The sequence below is a fragment of the Pseudomonas entomophila genome, from assembly GCF_029478665.1.
Lineage (GTDB): Bacteria > Pseudomonadota > Gammaproteobacteria > Pseudomonadales > Pseudomonadaceae > Aquipseudomonas > Aquipseudomonas entomophila_F.
On the sequence record NZ_JARPQB010000013.1, the window covers coordinates 20942 to 44274 of the forward strand.

The following is a 23333-nucleotide window of genomic DNA, read 5'->3' on the forward strand; positions in this document are numbered from 1 at the left end:
ACCCCGGGCCTGTCCCGGGGTTTTTGCTTTTGCCAGACTCGACTACTAGGGTATAACGCGCAGCGTTGTCATCTAGGTCAGAGGAAGTGAACCGTGGAAGAAGTGATCGAACAACTCCGTGAAGCCAACGAACCGGTGCCGGTGCCGCTGGATTTGCCGGACGAGGATCAGTTGATCGAGGTCGAGGAACAGCTGTTCATCAACATTCCCTTCGTGTTCAAGGAATTCCTGCTGACCGTCAGTGACGTGGTGTATGGCAGCCTGGAGCCGGTGACCGCCACCGACCCGCAATCCCACACCTACCTGCCGGAAGTGGCCGCCAATGCCTGGGATGCCGGCGTCCCTCGCGATCTCATCCCGATCTGCCAGGACGGCGACGATTACTACTGCGTCGAGGAAGACGGCACCGTGGTGCTGTGGTCCGGCGAAGAAGAGATCGTCACCGAAGAAAACTGGGAATCGGTGTGGCACTGGGCCCGGGATGTCTGGCTGGAAAGCTGAATGAGAAATACCCGCACAAAATAATGGCTCTTAGCTATCAGGCCTCGTAGAATCGCCAGGCTCTCTGCGCCTGGCGACATCGCTACCGCTCCATCCCCTCGGACGACGGTGAAGTCTCGCGCAGAAGGCGTTAACTCCTCAGTGCGAATTTTCCCGGCTGTTCTCCAGCGTCTCCAGCAACGCGACCTGCATACGTGTATGCACGCGGATGAACCAGCGCCATAGCAACGCCACCACCACTGCCGCGACCACCGCAATGATCAGCAACAGTTCATTGGTCGGCAGGATGCTCGCCGACAACGCCGACAGCAGCAGGAAGATCACCAGCAGCGACAGCAGCGGAATCACCTCGGCGATCACGCGACGCACGCGCTGGGTGTGCCGCCCGGCCATCTCCGGCTTGACCCCCATCTCCGCCAGCAACATCGACAACGCCTTGAGCTTGCGGTAGGCCGCAATCAGGAACGGCAACGACAGCAACAAGGCTGCGCCCCAGATCAACGCCTTCTGCTGGCTCACATCATCGACCCACTCGCTGAGCCAAATGCCGATGCGACCGGCGAAGTAGCCACCACTGAAGAAGATGGCGATCACCAGCGCCAGGTTCACCCCCACCTGCAAAAGGATGCGCCGGATCATCGCCGCCAGCATGGCCCCTTCACCCTGGGGCTGGATGCTGCGCAGCCATTCACCGTACAACGACAGCACCCGTGCCAGGCGGCTCGGCACCACCTTGCCGAGCTTCAGCGACAACGGGTCGGCCGCGCGGATCAGGTAAGGCGTCAACAAGGTGGTGATCGCCGATACCGCCACCGCGACGGGGTAGAGAAAATCGCTGGTGACCTGCAGGGTCATGCCCAGCGCCGCAATGATGAACGAGAACTCGCCAATCTGCGAAAGCCCCATGCCCACACGCAGCGAAGTGCGCCCGTCGTTGCCGGCGATGAAAGCCCCCATGCCGCAGGAGAGCATCTTGCCCAACACCACCGCCAGGGTGATCACCACGATTGGCCAGGCGTACTCGACAAGGATTGCCGGGTCGATCATCAAGCCAATGGCGACGAAGAAGATCGCACTGAACAGGTCGCGAACCGGCTCGATCAAGCGTTCTATCTTCAGCAACTGGCGCGATTCGGCCATGATCGCGCCGATCAGGAAGGCGCCGAGCACCATGCTGTACTCAAGTTTGACCACCAGCAGGCAGAAGCCGAAGCACAGCCCCAGCACAGTGATCAGCAGCATCTCGTTGCTTTCGAACTTGGCCACGTAGGCCAGCAGCCGCGGCACCAGCAGGATGCCGATGACCAATGCGACGATCATGAACAGCGACAGCTTGCCCACGGTGGAGAACACCTCGCCGGAGCTGACCGTGCCGCTGACGGCGATGCCCGACAGCAGCGCGATGATGCCAATACCCAAGATGTCCTCGACGATCAGCACGCCGAAGATCAGTTGGGCGAAGCGCTCGTTCTTCATCTTCAGGTCGTTGAGCGCCTTGACGATGATGGTGGTCGAGGAGATCGCCAGGATCGCCCCGAGGAACAGCGAATCCATGGTGTTCCAGCCGAACCAACGGCCGATCTCGAAACCGATCCAGATCATCAGGACGATTTCCAGGAAGGCGGCGATAAATGCCGTGGCCCCCACCTTGAACAGCTTGCGCAGGCTGAACTCCAGCCCCAGGCAGAACATCAGGAAGATCACCCCCAGTTCAGCCAGGGTCTTGATCGTGTCTTCGTCGTGAATCAGCCCGAACGGCGGGGTGTGCGGGCCGATGATGAAGCCGGCGACAATGTAGCCCAGCACCACGGGCTGCTTGAGACGGTGGAAGAGAATGGTGACCACCCCGGCGACCAGCATGATCACCGCCAGATCCTGGATGAAGCTGATGGCATGCATGGCGTGGTACTCCTTGTTCTCGATGCACGGGGCCAACCGCTCCTCAGCCGGAAAACCCTGAGCGTGGAGCAGGCACATACTGTTTTGATGGACGGAAAAGCCCACGTTGCATGGGCGTCGTCAGGTTAACATCGCGCCTTGCCACAAATGGCCGATGCAATATGCAGAAACAGATCGGCCGATTCGACACCGTCGATGGCAAAATTGTCGTGACGATGGAGCGTCAGCCGACGTCCCGTACCAGGATGGGAAACCTCAAAGAGGGGAACAGAAGTGTCTGCAGATACCCGCCCCGATTCAGCGCAAATTCACCGTGAGCTCTCTATGGAACCTGGAAACGCCCAGTTGACCATGACTGTCCTGATGACACCGGACATGGCCAACTTCTCTGGCAACGTACACGGCGGCACCCTGCTCAAGTACCTCGACGAAGTGGCCTATGCTTGCGCCAGCCGTTATGCCGGCACCTACGTGGTCACTCTTTCGGTGGACCAGGTGATCTTCCGCGAGCCCGTGCATGTCGGGGAGCTGGTAACCTTCCTGGCGTCGGTCAACTACACCGGTAACACCTCGATGGAAGTGGGTATCAAGGTGGTCACCGAGAACATCCGTGAACGCTCGGTGCGCCACTCCAACAGCTGCTTCTTCACCATGGTCGCGGTCGACGACGACCGCCGCCCGGTGAAAGTGCCACCGCGCCAGCCCCAGTCCAGCGAAGAAAAGCGCCGCTTCCTGCAGGGCCAGCAGCGCCGCCAGATCCGCCAGGAGCTGGAGCAGCGCTACCAGGACCTGAAGACCGACGCGATCTAGTACTGGAGTCGCTGCGCCTCGAAGCGCACCCGTGGATGGGCGATGCGATCCTGGGCCCGTACCAGCTGCAGTTCGTAGCTGGCGCAGGCCTGGGTTTCCAACAGCACCTCATGCACTGCCGCCGCCGCGAATTCGAACGCCTGTACAGCGCTGTCACCCAGCAGCAGCCGGGCCAGGAACAGCCCCGAGGTCAGGTCGCCCACCCCGACCGGCTGGCGTGGGAAGGCCAGCAGAGGCCGGCGCAGGTGCCAGCTCTCCTTGCTCGTCACCAGCAGCATTTCGAACGCGTCATCGGCGCGCCCAGGGTAGTTCAGGTGCTTGACCAGCACGATGCGCGGCCCACGCTCCTGCAGGCCACGGGCCATGCCCACGCAATCTTCGAGGGACTCGGCACGCCGGCCGCAGAAGCTGTCCAGCTCAAGCTGGTTGGGGCAGAGTATGTCGGCCTTGGCGACGGCCTCCTCGAGCAGGAACTCGCTCACCTCGGCAGGGACGATGCAGCCCTTTTCGGCATGCCCCATGACCGGGTCGCACAGGTACAACGCCCTGGGGTTGACCGCCTTGATGCGCGCGACCCCGGCCAGGATCGCCCGGCCCTGCTCGGCGCTGCCCAGGTAACCCGACAACACCGCGTCGCAGTTGCCCAGCTCGCCGATATTGGAAATGCCTTCCACCAACGCGGGAATTTGCGCTGGGGCAAGCACTTCCCCGGCCCACTGTCCATACTGAGTATGGTTGGAGAACTGCACGGTGTTGAGCGGCCAGACATTGACCCCGACCCGCTGCATGGGAAACACCGCGGCGCTGTTGCCGGCGTGTCCAAAGACCACGTGGGACTGAATGGCGAGCAAGTGCGGCGTACGTTTCATGCAGGGCTATTCCAAAACTGTGTGGATAAGTGTGCGGCCCGCAGTATGAACCCGATTGCCATCTGTACGACAGGCCAGAGACGCAGTTAAGCTGGATCGACCTGTCTGGAGCTTACGCAAATGCTGACCCTGGAAAACCTTTTCGTCCTGATGCTGGTGGCGACCGCAGGCGCCTGGCTGTGGCACAACCACGGGCTGCGCGAAAAGGCCCTGGCCCGGGTCAAGCAGCATTGCGCCAAGCTCGACCTGGAACTGCTCGACGACGCCGTGGCGCTCAAGCGCATCGCCTTCGTGCGCGACGCCAATGGCAAGAAGCGCCTGGCGCGCATCTACAACTTCGAATTCACCGTTACCGGAGAGCAGCGCCATCCCGGCACTGTCACGCAGTTCGGCGCCCACACCATGCAGATCGAACTCGCGCCCTACCCCTTCGAGATCAAGACGCCGCCACGCACCGACAACGTCATTGAGATGCAGCAGTGGCGCCAGGAGCACAATCGCTGGCGTAACTGACTCAGGCGCCCAGCCGGCACGCGGCAAGCGCCTCCTGCAACTCGTCCACGGGCTGCGCCTCGGTGAAAATCAGTTCCATCCGTGAATCCTTGCGCCACTCGCTCGGCTGCCAGCCGGGCAACTGCCCATCGAGCCCATTGAACGACAGCCAGCCCAGGTCGCTGTGGATAACACCCTTGGCCCGGCGCCATGGCCAGGCCTGGAGAAAGGCACGCAATCTTGCCGTGTCGAAGCGTTGGCTGGGGTGCCAGCGCCAGCCGATGCTCCAGCCACCTTCGCCCTGCTGGGCCTGGCATAGCGGCCGACTTGGGTCTGTCCACAGGGCAGCAAGCGCCGGACCTGGATTGTCCACAACCTGTCGGCTTGTATCAGAACAAGCCTTCCCTTCTGTGGAAAAACCCGGCAGCCGGATTAACGGCAGCGCGCCATGATCGACCCAAACCTTAGGTAGCTCGGGCAATCTCTCAGTTATCAACAGGCGGAGCTTGTTGTCCACAGAGGACGACTTGTTCAACACCAGCAACCCTGAAGCAGGCAACGCCAATTGCTGCGCTTCAGGCAAGGCTTCGCCACGGGCCAGGGCCTGGGCATCCAGCACCATGAGCAGTGGTTGCACGACCAATACATCCGTCCAGGGTGCTTGCTCCAGTTGTTGAAGCAACTGCTGGGGATGACCCAGCCCCGAAGGCTCGATGAACAAGCGATCGGGGCGTGCCTTGCGCAGGAGACGCCCCAGCCCGACTTGGAACGGCGCGCCGTTGACGCAGCAAAGGCAGCCCCCCGCCACTTCGCCAATGGCAATGCCGTCTTCATCGCCTGCCAACAGGGCGGCATCCAGGCCAATCTGCCCGAATTCATTGACCAGCACCGCCCAGCGTTCGTTAGCCGGACGCTGGCTCATCAGATGGCGGATCAAGCTGGTCTTGCCGGCCCCCAGCGGGCCGGCGATCACATGGGTGGGGATGTTCTGCAGCATGGCTCGGTGTCGGGTCGGGGTTGGTGCAAGTCTATCGCGAGCCCGCAGCAACGCGACACACACTCCTTGTAGGAGCGGCTTCAGCCGCGATGCAGGCACCGCGTTGGCTGCATCGCGGCTAAAGCCGCTCCTACAGACTCAGGCCAGCCAATCCAGGCTCAGCAGTAACCGCCGATCTCCTGAAGAAGCCTGCGGCGAACGGTGGATAAGTCCGGCACCCTCGTTGCCCAGCCATTTCTCGCCCTTGAGCAACGCGACATCACCCACCGCCAGGCGACGAATGTTATCCACAGGCGGTTGGTCACGGAGCAAGCGTGATCGATCAATTGCGCCTTCTTTCAACCACTCGCTGCCTGCGCCTGCATAACTGCTCAGCAACCGCAGCGGCACATGATCCACATGGAAACGGGGGCACATCGCACTGTCCAGCACGCGCAGACGCAACCCGACCCGTCGAGCGCCCAACAGGCAGGTGTAGGCTTCTACCAGCCAGCACACGTCGGCGACAAAGCCGTCATAGCCATGCAGGTTCTGCGCCTCCCTGAGCAAACCTGGCAGCCGGGGTGGCTGACATTCATCCACCTCGATCACCCGCTCATCCGCCAGAAGCTGGCCAAGGCTGAGTACCAGCGCGGCGAAGTCTTCCACCTGGGCGGGCAGGCGACGCTGCCATACCGCCAGGTTGACGCCGTCCTGAAGAATCTCCGTCATGATCTGGGGCGACTCGCCGAAAGCCTGGCGGATATCCACAGCCCTCACGCAGCTTCCTCTTCGTCCCAGGCACCGAACGGATCAGGCAGCCGTAACCAGGCCAGCGCTCCCAGTTCCATTTCGTCATCATCGAGCAGGCAGGCATCCAGCTCTGTGGATAACCTTGCAAAGTCGATGTTCTGCCCGATGAACACCAGTTCCTGCCGGCAGTCGCCCGCTTCGGCCGACCACTGCTTGAGAATCGCTGCCCGGCTATCTTCATCCTGCGGCCACTGCTCACGGGGCACAAAGCGCCACCAGCGCCCTGCCAGGCCATGGCGCATCATGCCGCCGGCCTGGGACCAACTGCCGGCTTCCTGATACTTGCTGGCAAGCCAGAAGAACCCCTTTGAGCGCAGCAAGCGTCCATTGCTCCAGGGCTTGTGGATAAAGTCATGGAAGCGTTGCGGATGGAATGGCCGACGCGCCTGCCAGGTGGTGGCAGCGATACCGTACTCCTCGGTTTCCGGCACATGCTCGCCGCGCAGCTCCTTCAACCATCCTGGCGCTTGGGCGGCCTGGTCGAAATCGAACAGACCGGTGTCGAGGATGCGCGAAAGCGCGACCTGGCCCATCACCATGGGCAGTATCTGAGCCCGGGCATTGAGGCTGCGCAGAATGGCGATCAATTCTTCACGTTCGTGCTGGCTGATCAGGTCGATCTTGCTCAGCAACAGCACATCGGCGAATTCGACCTGTTCAATCAACAGGTCGCTGATCGAACGCTCATCCTCTTCACCCAAGGTTTCACCACGGCTGGCAAGGCTGTCGGCAGCCTGGTAGTCGCGCAGGAAATTCAGGCCGTCGACTACCGTGACCATGGTGTCCAACCGTGCCATGTCGGACAGGCTACGGCCCTGCTCATCGCGGAAGGTGAACGTCTCGGCAACCGGCAGAGGCTCGGAGATGCCTGTCGATTCGATCAGCAGGTAATCGAAGCGCCCCTCCCGCGCCAGCCGGGCAACTTCCTCCAGCAGGTCCTCGCGCAGGGTGCAGCAGATGCAGCCATTGCTCATCTCCACCAGTTTCTCCTCGGCGCGGTTGAGGCTCACGTTGCGCTGGACTTCACTGGCATCGATGTTGATCTCACTCATGTCGTTGACGATCACGGCGACACGCAGGTCGTCGCGATTGCGCAGGACATGGTTAAGCAGTGTGCTCTTGCCGGCCCCCAGAAAGCCGGACAGCACGGTGACGGGAAGACGGTTGGGCATGACGGACCTCATCGGGCGGGCGCATTCGAAACGATGCATTGCACAATGTTATATTATAACAATACAATTTAGCCAAGCCGCTTTGGCCGAATGGTTGTCTGGAGAGCGTCATGAAATCACTTGGCATCGTTGCGTTGCTGCTGCTTGCCCTGCCGGTGCCAGTACTCGCCATGCCCCACACCGGCCTTGCCCTTTGCACCCGCAGTGCAACCTTGCTCGCCTGCCAGGACAGCCAGGGCAACTACTACAGCGTTCGCACCGAAGGCAGCACCTTCTACCTGCGCGGCTATGAAGTGGCAGGTAAACGATTGTGGGCGCAAACCAACAGCCGCTATGGCCCGCTGACTTTCTTCACTGGGTTGGCCAGCGACGGTGAAGCTTGGGTCGGCTACAGCCGGCGCGTCGGCTGGACCACCCTCAACCGTGTTTCCAGTTCCAGCGGCCAACGCTTCGATCTGCATTGCAGCCTGATTGGTGGCTGCCGTTGAACACCCCTAAGACCAGGATCTCGCCATGACCAGCCTCACCCTTCCCGACATCGCCGCACAGAGTGCCCAGCAGCCAATGCCGCTGGACTGGGTAGGCATGTGCGGCATCGCCATGCCGGTGCAGTTCGAGGGGCGCCAAGTGAGCGCGCTTGCCGATGCAGGGGTGAGCCTTGATGACGGTGCATCGCGTGGCATCCATATGTCGCGGCTGTACCTGGCGCTGGAAGCACTGGAACGAGACACGCTCACCCCACGGCTCATTCGCCAGGTACTCGAGCAGTTTCTGTTCAGCCACGAAGGCCTTTCAACAAGCGCCAACCTCCGTCTGCAGTTCCATCACCTGCTCAAGCGCCCAGCGCTGGTCAGCCAGCTGGCAGGGTGGAAACACTACCCGGTGACCATCGATGCATGGTTGAAAGCTGAAATGTTCCACGTGGAACTATCCGTGGAGATTCCCTATTCCTCGACCTGCCCATGTTCGGCGGCGCTCGCCCGGCAGCTTATCCAGGAGCAGTTCGACAAGGACTTCTCGGGACAAGCGGTGGACCGACAAGGCGTGAGGGCATGGCTTGGCAGCAGCAGCGGGATCGTTGCCACCCCCCATAGCCAGCGCAGCATGGCGAAGCTACAGGTTCGCCTGGTGGGGGATGAACTGCCTATTACCGTACTGATCGACAAGGCCGAAGCGGCCTTGGGCACAGCGGTCCAGACTGCCGTGAAACGTGCCGACGAGCAGGCGTTCGCCTTGGCCAATGGCCAGAACCTGATGTTCTGCGAAGATGCCGCCCGGCGCCTGAACCTGGCCTTGCGCCAGATTGACTGGTTAAGCGAGTTCACAGTGCGCGTGGAACATGCAGAAAGCCTGCATGCCCACGACGCGGTGGCGGTGAGTCGGTTCCAGAGGTAGGACGATCAGCTGCGCGGTTTCACTGTTCCACAGTCGTTGCCCAACCATACCGCGCGGGTGTCCATGCTGCCCGCCTGCTGTACCCCGGATGCATTGAAGGTGCCGTTGACCTTGGTCAGGAACTCTCGGTCGCTGAGGAACGTGGCCTGGCCTTGCCCCTGGGCCTTCGGGCAGCTGAACTGGAACTTCCAGACATTGCCAGTGCGCTCGGTGATCTTCTGGGTGCACCCGGATTGCGGGTCCTGCAGCGGGATGTCATTGGTGCGAACCTGCTCCGGCGTCAGGCACGAGCGCACGCCCTTGCCACCCACGCTGATGCCCTGCTTGGCCAGCACCCCCTCCATCATTGCCCGTTGTTCGGGCGGCAGGTTCTTCAGTTGGCCCAGCATGAAGGCCATGTCCGGCAATTGCTTGCCATCGACCTGCATGTTGCTGGTGGTCAGTTCCCACAAGCCGGGTTGCAACATCTGCGCATGTACCAGCGGGCTGCCCAGCCCCAGGACCAGGGCAAGCAGTGGCAGACGAATCTTCATGGATCTAGGCTCCTCGAAATACCGGCTCCGGCCGGACTGTGCCGTTAGACGTCATTTTCCCCTGCAGGTTGCAGCCCACCCCACGAACGTGGTCTGTTAGGCAGCAGTGTGATTGGCAAGCAGGATGCGTATGGATTACCACAGCCCCTACTTCTTCGGTTACTTGATCGGCCTGATTCATCTGTTCGGCATCATCGCCGCGCTGCATGCGGTGTTCACCGTGCGTACCGCCCAAGGCGCAATCGCCTGGGCCTTGTCATTGCTGTTCATCCCCTACTTCACCCTCATCCCCTACCTGATCTTCGGTGCCCGCTCGTTCTACGCCTACATCCAGGCGCGTCGCCAGGCCAACCAGGAAATGCACGTGGCCATGGCCAACCTCAACTGGCGTCCCTGGGTCGAAGAGGCGTTGACCGCGCGCGAGTCCGACAGTTACGCAGCCTTGCGAGCGATGCCCAAGCTCGGGCGAATGCCTTGCCTGGCCAATAATGAAGTCAAGCTGCTGATCGACGGCAAAGCCACCTTCAAGGCTATCTTCTCTGCCATCGAGGCCGCCCGGAACACGGTGCTGGTGCAGTTCTTCATCATCCACGACGATACCCTGGGCAGGCAGTTGCAACAGTTGCTGATACGCAAGGCCGCCGAAGGGGTACAGGTATTCGTGCTCTATGACCGGGTCGGCAGCCACGCCTTGCCGGGTAGCTACAGCCAGGTGCTGCGGGACGGCGGTGTACAGATCCACGCGTTCGCCACCCGCCGCGGATGGTTCAACCGCTTCCAGGTCAACTTCCGCAACCACCGCAAGATCGTGGTGGTGGATGGCGTGCGTGGTTTCCTCGGTGGGCACAACGTGGGGGATGAGTACCTCGGCGCCAATCCCCATCTGTCGCCCTGGCGCGACACCCATGTGCAGATCGCCGGCCCGGTGCTGGCCTGCCTGCAGGAGTCGTTCGCCGAAGATTGGTACTGGGCCACACGCCAGCTGCCACCGTTGATCCTGCCAGATACCTACCCCGAGAACGGCGTGCTCTGTCAGGCGCTGGCCAGTGGCCCGGCGGACCCGCAGGAAACCTGTGCGCTGTTCTTCCTGGAGGCCATCCACTCGGCCACCCGCCGCGTGTGGATCACCAGCCCCTACTTCATCCCCGACGAAGCGATTTTCGCGGCCCTGCGCCTGGCTGTGTTGCGCGGGGTGGATGTTCGCGTCCTGATCCCCTCGCGCCCAGATCATCGCATCGTCTATGCCGCCTCCAGCCTGTTCGCCTTCGAAGCGGTGCGCGCTGGGGTGCGCATGTTCCGTTACCAGCCGGGGTTCCTGCACCAGAAGGTGGTGCTGGTGGACGATGAGGTGAGCGCCATCGGCAGCGCCAACCTGGACAACCGCTCCTTCCGTCTGAACTTCGAGATCACCCTGCTGACCGTGGATCGCGCCTTCGCGGACCAGGTGGAACAAATGCTGCGGAGCGACTTCGACCAGGCACGGGAGATCACTGCGGAGGACAGTCGCGACACCCACCGCCTGCAACAGTTGGGGATGCGCATCGCCCGATTGATTTCACCGATCCTGTAAAACCAAGGGCCTGCTTGAAGCAGGCCCTTGTTGTCTCAGCGGTAGAGATCCTCACGCGTCCACGGCAGGTCATGGTGGCCGTCCGCGTAGGGCTTCACAGCGAGAATCTGGTGCAGGTTGATCCAACCCTTGGAGAACGCGTAGGCACAGCCGGCCAAGTACAGGCGCCAGATACGCAGGGCCTGCTCAGGCACCAGCGCTGCCGCGCGGTGCAGCTGGTTCTCCAGGTTCTCGCTCCAATGGTTGAGGGTCTTGGCGTAGTGCAGGCGCAAGCTCTCCACATCGACCACCTCCAGGCCCACTTCACCAATGCTGGCGGTGATCATCGAGATGTGCGGCAGCTCGCCGTGGGGGAAGACATAGCGGTCGATGAACTCACCCGCGCCACGCCCGACCGGGCGGCCGTCCACATGCTTGGCGGTGATTCCATGGTTCATCACCAGGCCGCCCTCACGCACCGCGCTGAACAACTTCCGGCAATACAGTTCCAGGTTGGCGTGCCCGACATGTTCGAACATGCCCACACTGACCACCTTGTCGAAACGGCCATCCTCGGGCAAGTCGCGGTAGTCGAGTATCTGCAGATCGACCTTGTCGTCCAGCCCCTCTTCCTTGACCCGTGCACGGGCCAACTGCAATTGCTCCTTGCTCAGGGTGATACCGAACACCCTGGCGCCATATTCACGGGCGGCGAAACGCGCCAGCCCACCCCAGCCGCAACCGACATCGAGCAGGTAGTCCCCGGCCTGCAAGCGCAGCTTGCGACACAGGAGATCGAACTTGTCCTGTTGCGCCTGGGCCAGGGTGTTGTCCGGTTCCTTGAAGTAGGCGCAGGAGTAAGCCATGTCCGGATCCAGCCAGAGCTGATAGAACGCGTTGGACAGGTCGTAGTGATAGGAGATGGCTTCGGCGTCGGTGCGCTTGTCATGCGCAGTACGGACGGCTTGAGGTTCGTCTTCCCCCTTGAGCAGCGCTTCACTGAGCTCGTCACACACGCGGATGACCTCACCGATATCGCCCTCCAGGTCCAGCTTGCCCTCGACGAAGGCCGCGCCGAGCTCGGCCAGGCTGGGGTGAGTGAGCTGGGCGATCAGTTGGGGTTCCTTGACCAGGATGGTGACCTGGGGGCTGGGCCCGAGATCGAAGTGGTTGCCGTCCCACAGCTTGACGCGCAAAGGCAAGTGCAGGCTCTGCAACGCGGGTGGAAGTTGCGCAAGCATTCATGACCCTCCCTATCTTTGATTCGGGACGCCACGCCTTACATTACGGACGTCACCGGATCAGGGTAGTTCATTCGTGCGAAGTTTCCGTTAATCGAAACCATGGTCTAGCACCTTCTGGCGCGGCGAGCCCAACAGATTGTATACAATCCTTCGCGCTCGGACTAACCTTGTGCCCCTCTTCGCTTCCTCACTCTGGAGTAGAACCCATGAAATCCTATGACGTGGTGATCATCGGCGGCGGCCCCGGCGGCTACAACGCAGCCATCCGCGCCGGCCAGCTGGGCCTGAGCGTGGCCTGTGTCGAAGGCCGTTCGACCCTCGGCGGCACCTGCCTGAACGTGGGCTGCATGCCCTCCAAGGCACTGCTGCATGCCTCCGAGCTGTTCGAGGCGGCCAGTGGCGAGGAGTTCGCGCACCTGGGTATCGAGGTCAAGCCGACCCTGAACCTGGCCCAGATGATGAAGCAGAAGGACGAGAGCGTGACCGGCCTGACCAAGGGCATCGAGTACCTGTTTCGCAAGAACAAGGTCGACTGGGTCAAGGGTTGGGGTCGTCTGGATGGCGTTGGCAAGGTGGTCGTCAAGGCCGAGGACGGCAGCGAAACCACCCTGCAGGCCAAGGACATCGTCATCGCCACCGGCTCCGAACCCACGCCGCTGCCCGGCGTGACCATCGACAACCAGCGCATCATCGACTCCACCGGCGCGCTCGCCCTGCCCCAGGTTCCCAAGCACCTGGTGGTGATCGGTGCCGGCGTGATCGGCCTGGAGCTGGGTTCGGTATGGCGTCGCCTGGGTGCCGAAGTGACCGTGATCGAGTACCTGGACCGCATCTGCCCGGGCACCGACAACGAGACTGCCAAGACGCTGCAGAAGGCCTTGGCCAAGCAGGGCATGACCTTCAAGCTCGGCAGCAAAGTCACCCAGGCCACGGCCTCGGCCGACGGCGTCAGCCTGACCCTGGAGCCCGCCGCCGGTGGCACCGCCGAAACCCTGCAAGCCGACTACGTGCTGGTGGCCATCGGCCGACGCCCGTACACCCAAGGCCTGAACCTGGAAAGCGTGGGGCTGGAAACCGACAAGCGCGGCATGCTCGCCAACGATCACCACCGCAGTTCGGTGCCTGGCATCTGGGTGATCGGCGACGTCACCTCAGGCCCCATGCTGGCGCACAAGGCCGAGGACGAAGCGGTCGCCTGCATCGAGCGCATCGCCGGCAAGCCCCACGAGGTCAACTACAACCTGATCCCGGGCGTCATCTATACCCGCCCCGAACTGGCCACGGTCGGCAAGACCGAAGAGCAGCTCAAGGCCGAGGGCCGCGCCTACAAGGTCGGCAAGTTCCCCTTCACCGCCAACAGCCGCGCCAAGATCAACCACGAGACCGAAGGCTTCGCCAAGGTCATCGCCGACGCCAACACCGACGAAGTGCTGGGCGTGCACCTGGTCGGCCCGAGCGTGAGCGAGATGATCGGCGAGTTCTGCGTGGCGATGGAGTTCGCCGCCTCCGCCGAAGACATCGCCCTGATCTGCCACCCGCACCCGACCCGCTCCGAGGCCCTGCGCCAGGCGGCGATGAACGTGGATGGCAAGGCAATGCAGATCTGATCGACCCGCCGGCAGGCTTGCTCCCCCGTAGGAGCCGGCTTGCCGGCGAACCGTCTTCAGCCGTGCACCCGCTTCTTGTCCACCCCCTCCCGAAACCGTGAGGCCAGGAACGGCGTGATATCCAGCGGCAACGGCTCGTTGTGGACAACCTTGTCCAGCAGCACCCCGGTAATGGCCGACGTGAGGATCCCGGTACGGAAGTGTCCACAGGCATTGAAATAGCCCTGGACATTATCCACAGGCCCGAGGATCGGTAGTTCATCCGGCGATCCCGGACGCAGTCCGGCCCAGGTGCGCTTGAGGTTGACCTGCGCCAGCTGCGGCACGCACCGTATCGCCCCCTGCACCAACCCATTGATCTCCGGGAAGGTGTTGCTGACATCGAAACCCTTCTCCTCGGTCGTACTGCCGATCAGGATCTCGCCGTTGTCCTTCTGCGCCATGTAGCAATCGCTGGTGGTCAGGCAGCCATCGAGCAGCTTGGGCAGGCGCTCGGTCAGGACGATCTGCCCCTTCACCGGCTTGACCGGAATGCTCTCCCCCGTCGCCCATTCGCTGAGTTCGGCCGCCCAGGCGCCAGCGGCGTTGATCAATGTGCCGCAGTGGAACTCGCCGGCTTCGGCGGTGCGCACGCCCTTGATCCGCGAACCTTCGTGCAGTACGCCGGTGATGTTCACGTTGGGGTAAAGGTCGACGCCGTTCTGCCGCGCCGCCTCCATGAACGCATCGCCCAGGCGGAACGGGCTGACCTGGTGATCGCACAGGAACTCCAGCGCACCGGTGGCCTTCAATGTCACCGCAGGCTCAGTGGCACGCAGTGCATCGCGGTCAAGCCAGCGTACCTGGTCGGCCAGGTGGGGGATCTGCTTGACGATGTGTTCGGCGTACAACTGGTCCTCTTCATCCTGGATGATGTACTTGAGCCCGGTGCGCTCGAACTTGAAGTCCATGCCGTGGCGCTCGATCAGTTCCTGGTGCAGCTGTGGATAAATCGCGTTGGACTGCAGGGCGAAATCGAAGAAGCACTGCGGCAGGATATGCGGCGTGCTGGAATCCACCGCCACGGCCGCGCCATGGGCTTCACGCTTGCTGCGCGTGGACATCATGCGGAAGAAGATCACCCCGCACCCCAACCCCACCGATTCACCGATGGCCCATAGCCCGCCCGCCGAGGCGCGCGTCGCATTGCCTGGCCGCTTGCAGTCGATCAGCGCGATCTTCAGGTTGCCGCGCTTGGACAACTGGTAGGCACAGGACGCGCCGATCACCCCGCCGCCCGCGATGATGATGTCGTAATGCTTGTTCATGCTCAGGCCTCCGTGGCCAGTTGTTCGAATGCGGAAAACGGAATCGGGTCCACCGGGAAGCGCGGCCGCAGCCAGCCCACGTCCTTGCGCCCGGTGGCGCTGCGCAGGCGATCGCTGCAATAGCCGACGCACATGCGCCCCTGGCAATCGCCCATGCTCACCCGGGTGCGCATCTTCAGGCTGGCCATGTCCTGCACGCCCTGCTCCAGGGCCAGGTCGATCTGGTCGCGGGTCACATGCTCGCAGCGGCAGATCACTGTATCGGCCTGGGGCAGGTCGATCTGTGCGGCGCCACGCGCGGTGTAGCGTTCCACACCAGAGCGGAAACGCTTGATCGCCGCCAGCTTGCCCAGGTACTGCTCGCGCCGTTCGATAGCATTCTCGGCATCAAGCTTGCCCATCTGCTGGAGCATCGACACCGCGGCGATACGCCCGGTCAGCATGGCTGCCTCACCGCCACGAATCCCGGCCATGTCACCGGCCAGGTGCACATTGGCTCGGCTGCTCTGCTGCCAGACGTTGCACTCGGCACGCAGATAGCCGTCCTCGCTGAAGCCATGCGCCAGCCCCAACTGCTGGCTGAGCTGGGTACGCGGAATGAAACCGTAGCCCACGGCCAGGGTCTGCACCGACTCGCGCTGGACGCGGGTCATGTCCGGCTTCCAGTCCTGGGTGTAGGGCGCGACGCTGACTTCGCGCAACTCCCCTTCCCCGGTGGCGCCAACCACACCCCAGCCGTAGTGCATGGGGATACCGTTGAGCTTCATGTAGGCAAGCATGCTCAAGCCATCGAGGAACAACTGCGGCTTGTTCATCAGCGCCAGGCTTTCCTTGGCAATGCGGTTGAACGAACAGGCTTCGTATACGCCGGCAACCTTGGCGCCAGCGGCGTGCAGCTGGCAAGCCACCAGCGGCAGCAGCGGCCCGGTGCCGGCGATCAGGGTACTGCCCAGGGGTTTGACCACGCCGCTCTTGATTTGCAGCTGCAGCCCACCCAGCAGGATGACACCCGGTAGCGTCCAGCCCGGGAACGGCACGTTGCGTTCGTGGCAACCGGCGGCCAACAACAGGTGGGAATAGTCGATCTCGTGCAGGTGCTCATCGCCGTCGAGCACCATCAAGCGTTGATCGTCCCCACCCACAACCCGGTGGTTCAGGCGCAAGTCGATGTGTTGGGCGCTGGCGGCGAAATCCTCGTGCAGCTTGTTCAGTGCCTTGGTGTAGCGTGGCCCCAGGTAGCCCAGGTCGACACCCGCGCGCAGCGGGCCGCGATAGACCACCCCGCCAGGGCGTGACGCTTCGTCGAACAACAGGCAATCGACACCATGCTCGGCCAGCTCGATGGCCGCCCCCATGCCGGCCGAGCCACCACCGACGATCACAGGACGCAGGCTCATGGACGCTCCTCCTCTTGCACACGGTTGACCTCGGTCTCCACGCGCATGCCGGGCCTCACCACGGTCTGGCAGGCGCGCCGCTTGGGCCGGCCATCGATCTGCACCAGGCAGCAGTGGCAGACGCCCATGCCGCAATAGGCACCGCTGAGCTGGCCATGATCATTGAGCGCCAACTGGCGCAGGCCGACCGCATTGAGCACACTGAGGACGGTTTCGCCCGCGCTCGCCACGGTGGGCAGGCCGTTGACCAGCAAGGTCATCTCGGCGTCCTCCAGCGGCTGAATATCGTACTTTCGTTCCAGAATCTGCATTTCCTGTCGTCCTTGGTGGCTCGTGAGACGGCGACGTTAGGTGAAACGCAATGTGAAAACATTGATCCATGCCAGATGCCAGTCGTAGGGGTTTTCCTCAGATGACGAACTGCAACCTGGGTCACGATCCGGACGGAATGTTTGGCTATGCCGATGCGGCCGCCGCAAATGAAAACGCCCCTGGCTAGCAGGGGCGTTTTCTCGGCAGCGAATATTGTGATGGCCTTACTCGACCGTCACCGACTTGGCCAGGTTGCGCGGCTGGTCGACATCGGTGCCCTTGAGCACCGCGACGTAGTACGACAGCAGCTGCAGCGGGATGGTGTAGAGGATCGGCGCGAGGGCGTCATTGATGTGTGGCACCTTGATCACATGGGTGCCCTCGCCATTGCTCATGCCGGCGTTCTCGTCGGCGAACACCACCAGCTCGCCACCACGGGCGCGTACTTCCTGCAGGTTGGACTTGAGCTTTTCCAGCAGCTCGTTGTTCGGCGCCACAGTGACCACCGGCATATCGTTGTCCACCAGCGCCAGCGGGCCGTGCTTGAGCTCACCGGCCGGGTAGGCTTCAGCGTGGATGTAGGAGATTTCCTTGAGCTTGAGCGCACCTTCCATCGCCACCGGGTACTGGGCACCGCGGCCGAGGAACAGGGTGTGGTGCTTGTCGGCGAACAGCTCGGCTGTCTTCTCCACCACGCTGTCCATCGCCAGCGCCTCACCCAGGCGAGCCGGCAGGCGACGCAGCTCTTCCACCAGCTCGGCTTCGACACCGGCTTCCAGGGTGCCGCGCACTTGGCCGAGGGCCAGGGTCAGCAACATCAGCGACACCAGCTGAGTGGTGAAGGCCTTGGTCGAAGCCACGCCGATTTCCGGGCCTGCCAGGGTCAGCAGGGTCAGGTCGGATTCACGTACCAACGAACTGATGCCGACGTTGCAGATCGCCAGGCTGCCCAGGAAGCCCAGCTCCTTGGCATTGCGCAGGGCTGCCAGGGTATCGGCGGTCTCGCCCGACTGGGAGATGGAGACGAACAGGGTGTCTGGCTGCACCACGACCTTGCGGTAGCGGAACTCGCTGGCCACTTCCACCTGGCACGGAATACCGGCCAGGCTTTCGAGCCAGTAACGGGCAACCATGCCGGCGTGGTAGCTGGTGCCGCAGGCGACGATCTGCACATTACGCACTTTGGCGAACAGCTCGGCCGCCTTCGGGCCGAAGGCCTGGACCATCACGTGGTCCTTGCCCAGGCGACCTTCCAGGGTGCGCTGTACCACGGTCGGCTGCTCATGGATCTCCTTGAGCATGAAGTGGCGGAACGCACCCTTGTCGGCTGCTTCGGCGCCTTCGTGATACTGCACGGTTTCACGCTGGACGGGGTGGCCGGCCTGATCCCAGACCTTCACCTGGTCGCGGCGGATCTCGGCGATGTCGCCCTCCTCCAGGTACATGAAGCGGTCGGTGACCTGGCGCAGGGCCAACTGGTCGGAGGCGAGGAAGTTCTCACCGAGACCCAAGCCGATCACCAGCGGGCTGCCACTGCGCGCAGCCACCAGGCGATCGGGCTGCGCCTTGTTGATCAACGCCAGGCCATAGGCGCCGTGCAGGCGCTTGACTACAGACTTGAGGGCATCGGTGAGGTCCGGGATGCTCTTGAGGGTGTGGTGAATCAGATGGACGATGACCTCGGTGTCGGTCTGCGAGACGAACACATAACCCAGCCCCTTGAGCTCCTCACGCAGCTCTTCGTGGTTTTCGATGATGCCGTTGTGCACCACCGCTACATCGCTGCCAGAGAAGTGCGGGTGGGCATTGCCCTCGGTCGGCGCACCATGGGTGGCCCAACGGGTGTGGGCGATGCCCAGCTGGCCGACCAGCGGGTCGGCGGCATTGGCGGCGTCCAGTTCGGCGACCTTGCCGATGCGGCGGCGACGCTGCAGTTCACCCTGCTGGGTGTAGACAGCCAGGCCGGCGCTGTCATAGCCACGGTACTCGAGGCGTTTGAGACCTTCGATGAGGATGGCCGTGATGTTGCGCTCGGCTACGGCACCAACGATTCCACACATGGTTATTGCTCCTGGCTGATCGCGGCACAGATCAGGTTGATGCCGCGGGCTTGAATGTGTTCGCGTGCCGCTGTGGGCAGGCGTTCGTCTGTAATAAGGGTATGCACGCTGCCCCAGGGCAGCTCGAGGTTGGGGATCTTGCGCCCGACCTTGTCGGATTCGACCATCACGATCACCTCACGGGCCACCTCGGCCATGACCCGGCTCAGGCCGAGCAGTTCATTGAAGGTCGTAGTGCCACGGTTGAGGTCGATGCCGTCGGCACCAATGAACAACTGGTCGAAATCGTAGGAGCGCAGAACCTGCTCGGCGACCTGCCCCTGGAACGATTCGGAATGCGGATCCCAGGTACCACCGGTCATCAGCAGCACTGGCTCATGCTCGAGCTCGCTGATGGCACGGGCCACGTTCAAGGAGTTGGTCATCACCACCAGGCCCGGCTGGCGGCCCAGTTCCGGGATCATGGCGGCCGTGGTGCTGCCGCTGTCGATGATGATGCGCGCGTGTTCACGAATCCGGCCCACGGCGGCCCGGGCGATGGCTTTCTTGTAGGCCGAGACAGGCTGCGCGGGTTCGCCCAGCATCTCTTGCGGAACGGGTACCGCGCCACCATAACGACGCAGCAATAGGCCATGGGATTCCAGCGCCGCGAGATCCTTGCGGATAGTCACTTCCGAGGTTTCGAAGCGCTTGGCCAGCGCATCCACACTTACCTCGCCCTTCTCGCTGAGCAAGGCCAGTATGTTACGGCGGCGTTGGGGCGTGTTTCGTTTCGACATTGGCGCTTAAGTTTCGATTCGAAAGATATGGGTTGCAATCAAAACCTAAGATGAAGGATTCGTCAAGGCTACTGATCAGAAAATGCAGGCTGTGGATAAATGGCTGACGGTAACGCTGGCCCATTCGCCGGCAAGGCCGGCTCCTACAGGTATAGCGCCAGCTGTAGGAGCCGGCCTTGCCGGCGAAGAGGCCATCACGAACAATAAAAAAGCCGACTTACTCAAGTAAGTCGGCTTTCGATCGAAAGGGCTGTGGATAATCAGCTCTTCTTGATCTTCTTCGGCCGCTTCCAGCCTTCGATATTGCGTTGGCGAGCTCGCGCCACGCCCAGTTGCCCGGCTTCCACAGTCTGGGTGATGGTCGAACCCGCCGCTGTGGTGGCGCCGGCCTGGATTTCCACAGGTGCCACCAACGAGTTGTTGGAGCCGATGAACACATCCTCGCCCATCACGGTGCGGAACTTGTTGGCGCCATCGTAGTTGCAGGTAATGGTACCGGCGCCGATGTTGGTGCGCGCGCCGATCTCGGCGTCACCCAGGTAGGTCAGGTGACCGGCCTTGGCGCCTTCGCCCAGGTGCGCGTTCTTCAGCTCGACGAAGTTACCCACATGGGCCTTGGCTTCAAGCACGCTGCCTGGGCGCAGGCGAGCGAACGGGCCGGCATCACTGCCTTCACCCATCACCGCGCCTTCGATGTGGCTGTTGGCTTTGATTACCACGCCCTTGCGCAGAGTACTGTCCTTGATCACGCAGTTAGGGCCGATCTGCACATCATCCTCGATGACCACCTTGCCTTCGAGAATCACGTTGATATCGATCAGTACATCGCGGCCAACGGTGACTTCGCCACGCACATCGAAACGCGCTGGATCACGCAGGGTCACACCCTGGGCCATCAGGCGACGGCCTTCACGCAGCTGGTAGTGACGCTCGAGTTCAGCCAGCTGGCGACGGTCGTTCGCCCCCTGCACTTCCATCGGATCGTGGGGTTGCTCGGTAGCTACCACCAAGCCATCGGCCACGGCCATGGCGATCACATCGGTGAGGTAGTACTCGCCCTGGGCATTGTTGTTGGACAAGCGGCCCATCCAGTCGGCCAAGCGTGCTGCGGGCAAGGCAAGAATGCCGGTATTGCCTTCCTTGATCGCCTTCTGCGCGTCACTGGCGTCCTTGTGCTCGACGATAGCGGTCACGTTACCCACCGCGTCACGCACGATGCGACCGTAACCGGTCGGGTCCTGCAACGTTACGGTGAGCAGGCCCAATTGCTGCTCGCTGACCTTGGCCAGCAGGCGCTGCAAGGTCTCCACCTCGATCAGCGGCACATCACCGTACAGCACCAGCACGGTGTCGGCAGTAATGGCCGGCAGCGCCTGGGCCACGGCATGGCCGGTACCCAGTTGTTTATCCTGCATGACGAAGTTCAGATCGTCAGCGGCCAGTCGCTCACGTACCTGCTCGGCACCATGGCCGATGACCACGTGGATACCTTGCGGCTGCAGTTGGCGCGCGCTGTGGATAACGTGGCCAAGCATGGAGTTGCCGGCGACCGGGTGCAGCACCTTGGGCAGTGCGGAACGCATGCGGGTGCCCTGGCCTGCGGCGAGAATGACAATATCGAGGGACATGACTGGCTACCAATCCTGGGCGGTCAGGGACGTGACCGAAGAGGGAGTTTCAGAAAAAGAAAAAGGGTAGCCGAGGCTACCCTTTAACTCAATCGCAATGGAAGTGACCGGCCAAAGCCAGATTACTTGCCTTTGCGCAATTGCTGGACAGTACGCAGCTGAGCTGCAGCCTCGGCCAGACGTGCGGCAGCAGCGCCGTAGTCGAAGTCCGAGCCTTTAGTGTTCAGCGCGTTCTCGGCAGCCTTGAGGGCTTCCTGAGCCTGAGCTTCGTCCAGGTCGGCAGCGCGCTGCACGGTGTCGGCAAGAACCTTGACCATGTTCGGCTGCACTTCGAGGAAGCCACCGGAGATGTAATACACCTCTTGAGTGCCACCCTGCTTGGTCAGCGTGATCGGACCAGGCTTGAGATTGGTGATCAGCGGCGCGTGGCCTGGAGCGATACCCAGATCGCCCAGGTTGCCGTGCGCTACTACCATCTCGACCAGGCCGGAGAAGATCTCTCCTTCCGCGCTGACGATATCGCAATGGACTGTCATAGCCATCTGCTTGCCTCAACCTGAAAAGCGCCCCTTGCGGGGCGCCGGGATTACAGTTTCTTGGCTTTCTCGATCGCTTCGTCGATGCTGCCGACCATGTAGAACGCTTGTTCTGGCAGGTGGTCGTAGTCACCTTTGAGGATACCGCTGAAGCCAGCGATGGTGTCCTTGAGCGAAACGTACTTGCCTGGCGAGCCGGTGAAGACTTCGGCCACGAAGAACGGCTGCGACAGGAAGCGCTGGATCTTACGAGCGCGGGCAACCAGTTGCTTGTCGGCTTCAGACAGTTCGTCCATACCCAGGATCGCGATGATGTCCTTCAGCTCTTTGTAACGCTGCAGAACATACTGAACGCCACGAGCGGTCTCGTAGTGCTCGGTGCCAATCACGTTCGGGTCCAGCTGGCGCGAAGTCGAGTCCAGTGGGTCGACCGCTGGGTAGATACCCAGGGAAGCGATGTCACGGGACAGAACGACGGTGGCGTCCAAGTGGGCGAAGGTGGTCGCTGGCGACGGGTCGGTCAGGTCGTCCGCAGGTACGTATACGGCCTGAACGGAGGTGATCGAACCTTCTTTGGTCGAAGTGATACGCTCTTGCAGAACGCCCATCTCTTCGGCCAGGGTCGGCTGGTAACCTACTGCCGAAGGCATACGGCCCAGCAGTGCGGATACTTCGGTACCGGCCAGGGTGTAACGATAGATGTTGTCGACGAACAGCAGAACGTCGTTACCTTCGTCACGGAACTTCTCAGCCATGGTCAGGCCGGTCAGCGCTACGCGCAGACGGTTTCCTGGTGGCTCGTTCATCTGACCGTAGACCAGCGCTACCTTGTCGAGAACGTTGGAGTCCTTCATCTCGTGGTAGAAGTCGTTACCCTCACGAGTACGCTCACCCACACCAGCGAACACGGAATAACCGCTGTGTTCCATGGCGATGTTACGGATCAGTTCCATCATGTTCACGGTCTTGCCGACGCCGGCACCACCGAACAGACCAACCTTACCACCCTTGGCGAACGGGCAGACCAGGTCGATAACCTTGATGCCGGTTTCCAGCAGGTCGTTGCCGCCTGCCTGGTCCGAGAACGAAGGCGCTGGCTGGTGGATACCGCGACGCTCTTCTTCGCCGATCGGGCCGGCTTCGTCGATCGGGTTGCCCAGGACGTCCATGATACGGCCCAGGGTTGCCTTGCCGACAGGTACCGAGATGGCAGCCTTGGTGTCGACGACATCCAGACCGCGCTTCAGACCTTCGGTCGAGCCCATCGCAATGGTACGAACCACGCCGTCGCCCAGCTGCTGCTGAACTTCCAGGGTGGTTTCCGCGCCTTGTACTTTCAGCGCGTTGTAAACACTCGGCACGGCATCACGTGGGAATTCCACGTCGATGACGGCGCCGATGATTTGAACGATACGTCCGCTACTCATAGCTGGATCCTCTGAATTTTTGAACCG

22 protein-coding genes are annotated in these 23333 nt (G+C 62.1%); 7 read left to right on the top strand and 15 right to left on the bottom strand.

Features of this window, described 5'->3' with window-relative positions:
* Positions 1–93 precede the first annotated feature (93 nt).
* A complete protein-coding gene (locus P5705_RS08745) occupies positions 94–501 on the top strand; it encodes an SMI1/KNR4 family protein (protein ID WP_277460448.1) in 408 nt (135 codons plus the stop codon).
* 138 nt (positions 502–639) lie between these two features.
* Here the strand turns inward: P5705_RS08745 and P5705_RS08750 are convergent, their stop codons facing one another.
* A complete protein-coding gene (locus P5705_RS08750) occupies positions 640–2400 on the bottom strand; it encodes a cation:proton antiporter (protein WP_277460449.1) in 1761 nt (586 codons plus the stop codon).
* Positions 2401–2724: 324 nt separating this feature from the next.
* Between P5705_RS08750 and P5705_RS08755 the strand changes: the two genes are divergently transcribed.
* Positions 2725–3210 carry an acyl-CoA thioesterase gene (locus P5705_RS08755; RefSeq protein ID WP_011536469.1) on the top strand — a complete coding sequence of 162 codons (486 nt, stop codon included), beginning with the start codon at positions 2725–2727 and terminating at the stop codon, positions 3208–3210.
* On the opposite strand, the gene pdxY is transcribed toward P5705_RS08755, so the two are convergent.
* The gene (gene pdxY / locus P5705_RS08760) at positions 3207–4079 is read right to left on the bottom strand and encodes a pyridoxal kinase PdxY (protein ID WP_277460450.1); all 873 of its coding nucleotides are present in this window, start codon (positions 4077–4079) and stop codon (positions 3207–3209) included. The genes P5705_RS08755 and pdxY overlap by 4 nt on opposite strands.
* A 120-nt stretch (positions 4080–4199) precedes the next feature.
* Between pdxY and P5705_RS08765 the strand changes: the two genes are divergently transcribed.
* Positions 4200–4592 carry a DUF3301 domain-containing protein gene (locus P5705_RS08765; protein ID WP_166889607.1) on the top strand — a complete coding sequence of 131 codons (393 nt, stop codon included), beginning with the start codon at positions 4200–4202 and terminating at the stop codon, positions 4590–4592.
* 1 nt (position 4593) lies between these two features.
* On the opposite strand, the gene P5705_RS08770 is transcribed toward P5705_RS08765, so the two are convergent.
* From P5705_RS08770 to zigA, 3 genes are all read right to left on the bottom strand, one after another.
* Positions 4594–5568 carry a CobW family GTP-binding protein gene (locus P5705_RS08770; RefSeq protein WP_277460568.1) on the bottom strand — a complete coding sequence of 325 codons (975 nt, stop codon included), beginning with the start codon at positions 5566–5568 and terminating at the stop codon, positions 4594–4596.
* A 138-nt stretch (positions 5569–5706) separates the two neighbouring features.
* A complete protein-coding gene (locus P5705_RS08775) occupies positions 5707–6327 on the bottom strand; it encodes a DUF1826 domain-containing protein (protein ID WP_277460451.1) in 621 nt (206 codons plus the stop codon).
* A complete protein-coding gene (gene zigA, locus P5705_RS08780; protein ID WP_277460452.1) occupies positions 6324–7532 on the bottom strand; it encodes a zinc metallochaperone GTPase ZigA in 1209 nt (402 codons plus the stop codon). The genes P5705_RS08775 and zigA overlap by 4 nt, the downstream gene beginning before the upstream one ends.
* A gap of 110 nt (positions 7533–7642) precedes the next feature.
* Here zigA and P5705_RS08785 point away from each other — a divergent pair, with 110 nt between their 5' ends.
* The gene (locus tag P5705_RS08785; RefSeq protein ID WP_277460453.1) at positions 7643–8020 is read left to right on the top strand and encodes a glutamine synthetase; all 378 of its coding nucleotides are present in this window, start codon (positions 7643–7645) and stop codon (positions 8018–8020) included.
* A 25-nt stretch (positions 8021–8045) separates the two neighbouring features.
* Positions 8046–8927, top strand: coding sequence for a GTP cyclohydrolase FolE2 (gene folE2 / locus P5705_RS08790; protein ID WP_277460454.1), 882 nt, complete (start codon positions 8046–8048; stop codon positions 8925–8927).
* 5 nt (positions 8928–8932) lie between these two features.
* Here folE2 and P5705_RS08795 read toward each other — a convergent pair whose 3' ends face one another.
* Positions 8933–9460, bottom strand: coding sequence for a DUF3617 domain-containing protein (locus tag P5705_RS08795; protein WP_277460455.1), 528 nt, complete (start codon positions 9458–9460; stop codon positions 8933–8935).
* Between the two features lie 130 nt (positions 9461–9590).
* On the opposite strand from P5705_RS08795, the gene cls reads away from it, so the two are divergent.
* Positions 9591–11030, top strand: a complete 1440-nt coding sequence (cls, locus tag P5705_RS08800; protein ID WP_277460456.1) for a cardiolipin synthase — start codon at positions 9591–9593, stop codon at positions 11028–11030.
* Between the two features lie 35 nt (positions 11031–11065).
* Here the strand turns inward: cls and cfaB are convergent, their stop codons facing one another.
* A complete protein-coding gene (cfaB, locus tag P5705_RS08805) occupies positions 11066–12250 on the bottom strand; it encodes a C17 cyclopropane fatty acid synthase CfaB (RefSeq protein WP_277460457.1) in 1185 nt (394 codons plus the stop codon).
* Between the two features lie 209 nt (positions 12251–12459).
* Between cfaB and lpdA the strand changes: the two genes are divergently transcribed.
* Complete coding sequence (gene lpdA, locus P5705_RS08810; protein WP_277460458.1) at positions 12460–13860, top strand: dihydrolipoyl dehydrogenase; 1401 nt, start codon at positions 12460–12462, stop codon at positions 13858–13860.
* A 56-nt stretch (positions 13861–13916) separates the two neighbouring features.
* Here lpdA and hcnC read toward each other — a convergent pair whose 3' ends face one another.
* The 8 genes from hcnC to atpD all read right to left on the bottom strand — a co-directional run bounded on the left by hcnC (position 13917) and on the right by atpD (position 23306).
* Positions 13917–15167, bottom strand: coding sequence for a cyanide-forming glycine dehydrogenase subunit HcnC (hcnC, locus tag P5705_RS08815; protein WP_277460459.1), 1251 nt, complete (start codon positions 15165–15167; stop codon positions 13917–13919).
* Between the two features lie 2 nt (positions 15168–15169).
* Complete coding sequence (gene hcnB / locus P5705_RS08820; RefSeq protein ID WP_277460460.1) at positions 15170–16564, bottom strand: cyanide-forming glycine dehydrogenase subunit HcnB; 1395 nt, start codon at positions 16562–16564, stop codon at positions 15170–15172.
* Positions 16561–16875, bottom strand: coding sequence for a cyanide-forming glycine dehydrogenase subunit HcnA (gene hcnA / locus P5705_RS08825; protein ID WP_277460461.1), 315 nt, complete (start codon positions 16873–16875; stop codon positions 16561–16563). Before hcnA ends, hcnB begins: the two co-directional genes overlap by 4 nt.
* 225 nt (positions 16876–17100) lie before the next feature.
* Positions 17101–18936, bottom strand: coding sequence for a glutamine--fructose-6-phosphate transaminase (isomerizing) (glmS, locus tag P5705_RS08830; protein ID WP_277460462.1), 1836 nt, complete (start codon positions 18934–18936; stop codon positions 17101–17103).
* A 2-nt stretch (positions 18937–18938) separates the two neighbouring features.
* Entirely contained in the window at positions 18939–19715 is a 777-nt protein-coding gene (locus P5705_RS08835) for a DeoR/GlpR family DNA-binding transcription regulator (RefSeq protein WP_277460463.1), read from the bottom strand.
* 260 nt (positions 19716–19975) lie between these two features.
* A complete protein-coding gene (glmU, locus tag P5705_RS08840) occupies positions 19976–21343 on the bottom strand; it encodes a bifunctional UDP-N-acetylglucosamine diphosphorylase/glucosamine-1-phosphate N-acetyltransferase GlmU (protein ID WP_277460464.1) in 1368 nt (455 codons plus the stop codon).
* Positions 21344–21465: 122 nt separating this feature from the next.
* Positions 21466–21885 carry a F0F1 ATP synthase subunit epsilon gene (locus P5705_RS08845; RefSeq protein ID WP_028690018.1) on the bottom strand — a complete coding sequence of 140 codons (420 nt, stop codon included), beginning with the start codon at positions 21883–21885 and terminating at the stop codon, positions 21466–21468.
* A gap of 44 nt (positions 21886–21929) precedes the next feature.
* Positions 21930–23306: a F0F1 ATP synthase subunit beta gene (gene atpD, locus P5705_RS08850; RefSeq protein WP_028690019.1), complete on the bottom strand. Its 1377-nt coding sequence runs from the start codon at positions 23304–23306 to the stop codon at positions 21930–21932.
* Positions 23307–23333 lie beyond the last annotated feature (27 nt).

What these genes read in the sequence shown, in the direction of transcription:
- P5705_RS08795 (WP_277460455.1), bottom strand. Translation starts at nt 9,460, where the DNA reads ATGAAGATTCGTCTGCCACTGCTTGCCCTGGTCCTGGGGCTGGGCAGC.
- hcnC (WP_277460459.1), bottom strand. Translation starts at nt 15,167, where the DNA reads ATGAACAAGCATTACGACATCATCATCGCGGGCGGCGGGGTGATCGGC.
- P5705_RS08765 (WP_166889607.1), top strand. Translation starts at nt 4,200, where the DNA reads ATGCTGACCCTGGAAAACCTTTTCGTCCTGATGCTGGTGGCGACCGCA.
- P5705_RS08835 (WP_277460463.1), bottom strand. Translation starts at nt 19,715, where the DNA reads ATGTCGAAACGAAACACGCCCCAACGCCGCCGTAACATACTGGCCTTG.
- hcnA (WP_277460461.1), bottom strand. Translation starts at nt 16,875, where the DNA reads ATGCAGATTCTGGAACGAAAGTACGATATTCAGCCGCTGGAGGACGCC.
- lpdA (WP_277460458.1), top strand. Translation starts at nt 12,460, where the DNA reads ATGAAATCCTATGACGTGGTGATCATCGGCGGCGGCCCCGGCGGCTAC.
- cls (WP_277460456.1), top strand. Translation starts at nt 9,591, where the DNA reads ATGGATTACCACAGCCCCTACTTCTTCGGTTACTTGATCGGCCTGATT.
- P5705_RS08750 (WP_277460449.1), bottom strand. Translation starts at nt 2,400, where the DNA reads ATGCATGCCATCAGCTTCATCCAGGATCTGGCGGTGATCATGCTGGTC.
- folE2 (WP_277460454.1), top strand. Translation starts at nt 8,046, where the DNA reads ATGACCAGCCTCACCCTTCCCGACATCGCCGCACAGAGTGCCCAGCAG.
- P5705_RS08785 (WP_277460453.1), top strand. Translation starts at nt 7,643, where the DNA reads ATGAAATCACTTGGCATCGTTGCGTTGCTGCTGCTTGCCCTGCCGGTG.
- zigA (WP_277460452.1), bottom strand. Translation starts at nt 7,532, where the DNA reads ATGCCCAACCGTCTTCCCGTCACCGTGCTGTCCGGCTTTCTGGGGGCC.
- P5705_RS08755 (WP_011536469.1), top strand. Translation starts at nt 2,725, where the DNA reads ATGGAACCTGGAAACGCCCAGTTGACCATGACTGTCCTGATGACACCG.
- glmS (WP_277460462.1), bottom strand. Translation starts at nt 18,936, where the DNA reads ATGTGTGGAATCGTTGGTGCCGTAGCCGAGCGCAACATCACGGCCATC.
- pdxY (WP_277460450.1), bottom strand. Translation starts at nt 4,079, where the DNA reads ATGAAACGTACGCCGCACTTGCTCGCCATTCAGTCCCACGTGGTCTTT.
- P5705_RS08845 (WP_028690018.1), bottom strand. Translation starts at nt 21,885, where the DNA reads ATGGCTATGACAGTCCATTGCGATATCGTCAGCGCGGAAGGAGAGATC.
- atpD (WP_028690019.1), bottom strand. Translation starts at nt 23,306, where the DNA reads ATGAGTAGCGGACGTATCGTTCAAATCATCGGCGCCGTCATCGACGTG.
- hcnB (WP_277460460.1), bottom strand. Translation starts at nt 16,564, where the DNA reads ATGAGCCTGCGTCCTGTGATCGTCGGTGGTGGCTCGGCCGGCATGGGG.
- cfaB (WP_277460457.1), bottom strand. Translation starts at nt 12,250, where the DNA reads ATGCTTGCGCAACTTCCACCCGCGTTGCAGAGCCTGCACTTGCCTTTG.
- P5705_RS08770 (WP_277460568.1), bottom strand. Translation starts at nt 5,568, where the DNA reads ATGCTGCAGAACATCCCCACCCATGTGATCGCCGGCCCGCTGGGGGCC.
- glmU (WP_277460464.1), bottom strand. Translation starts at nt 21,343, where the DNA reads ATGTCCCTCGATATTGTCATTCTCGCCGCAGGCCAGGGCACCCGCATG.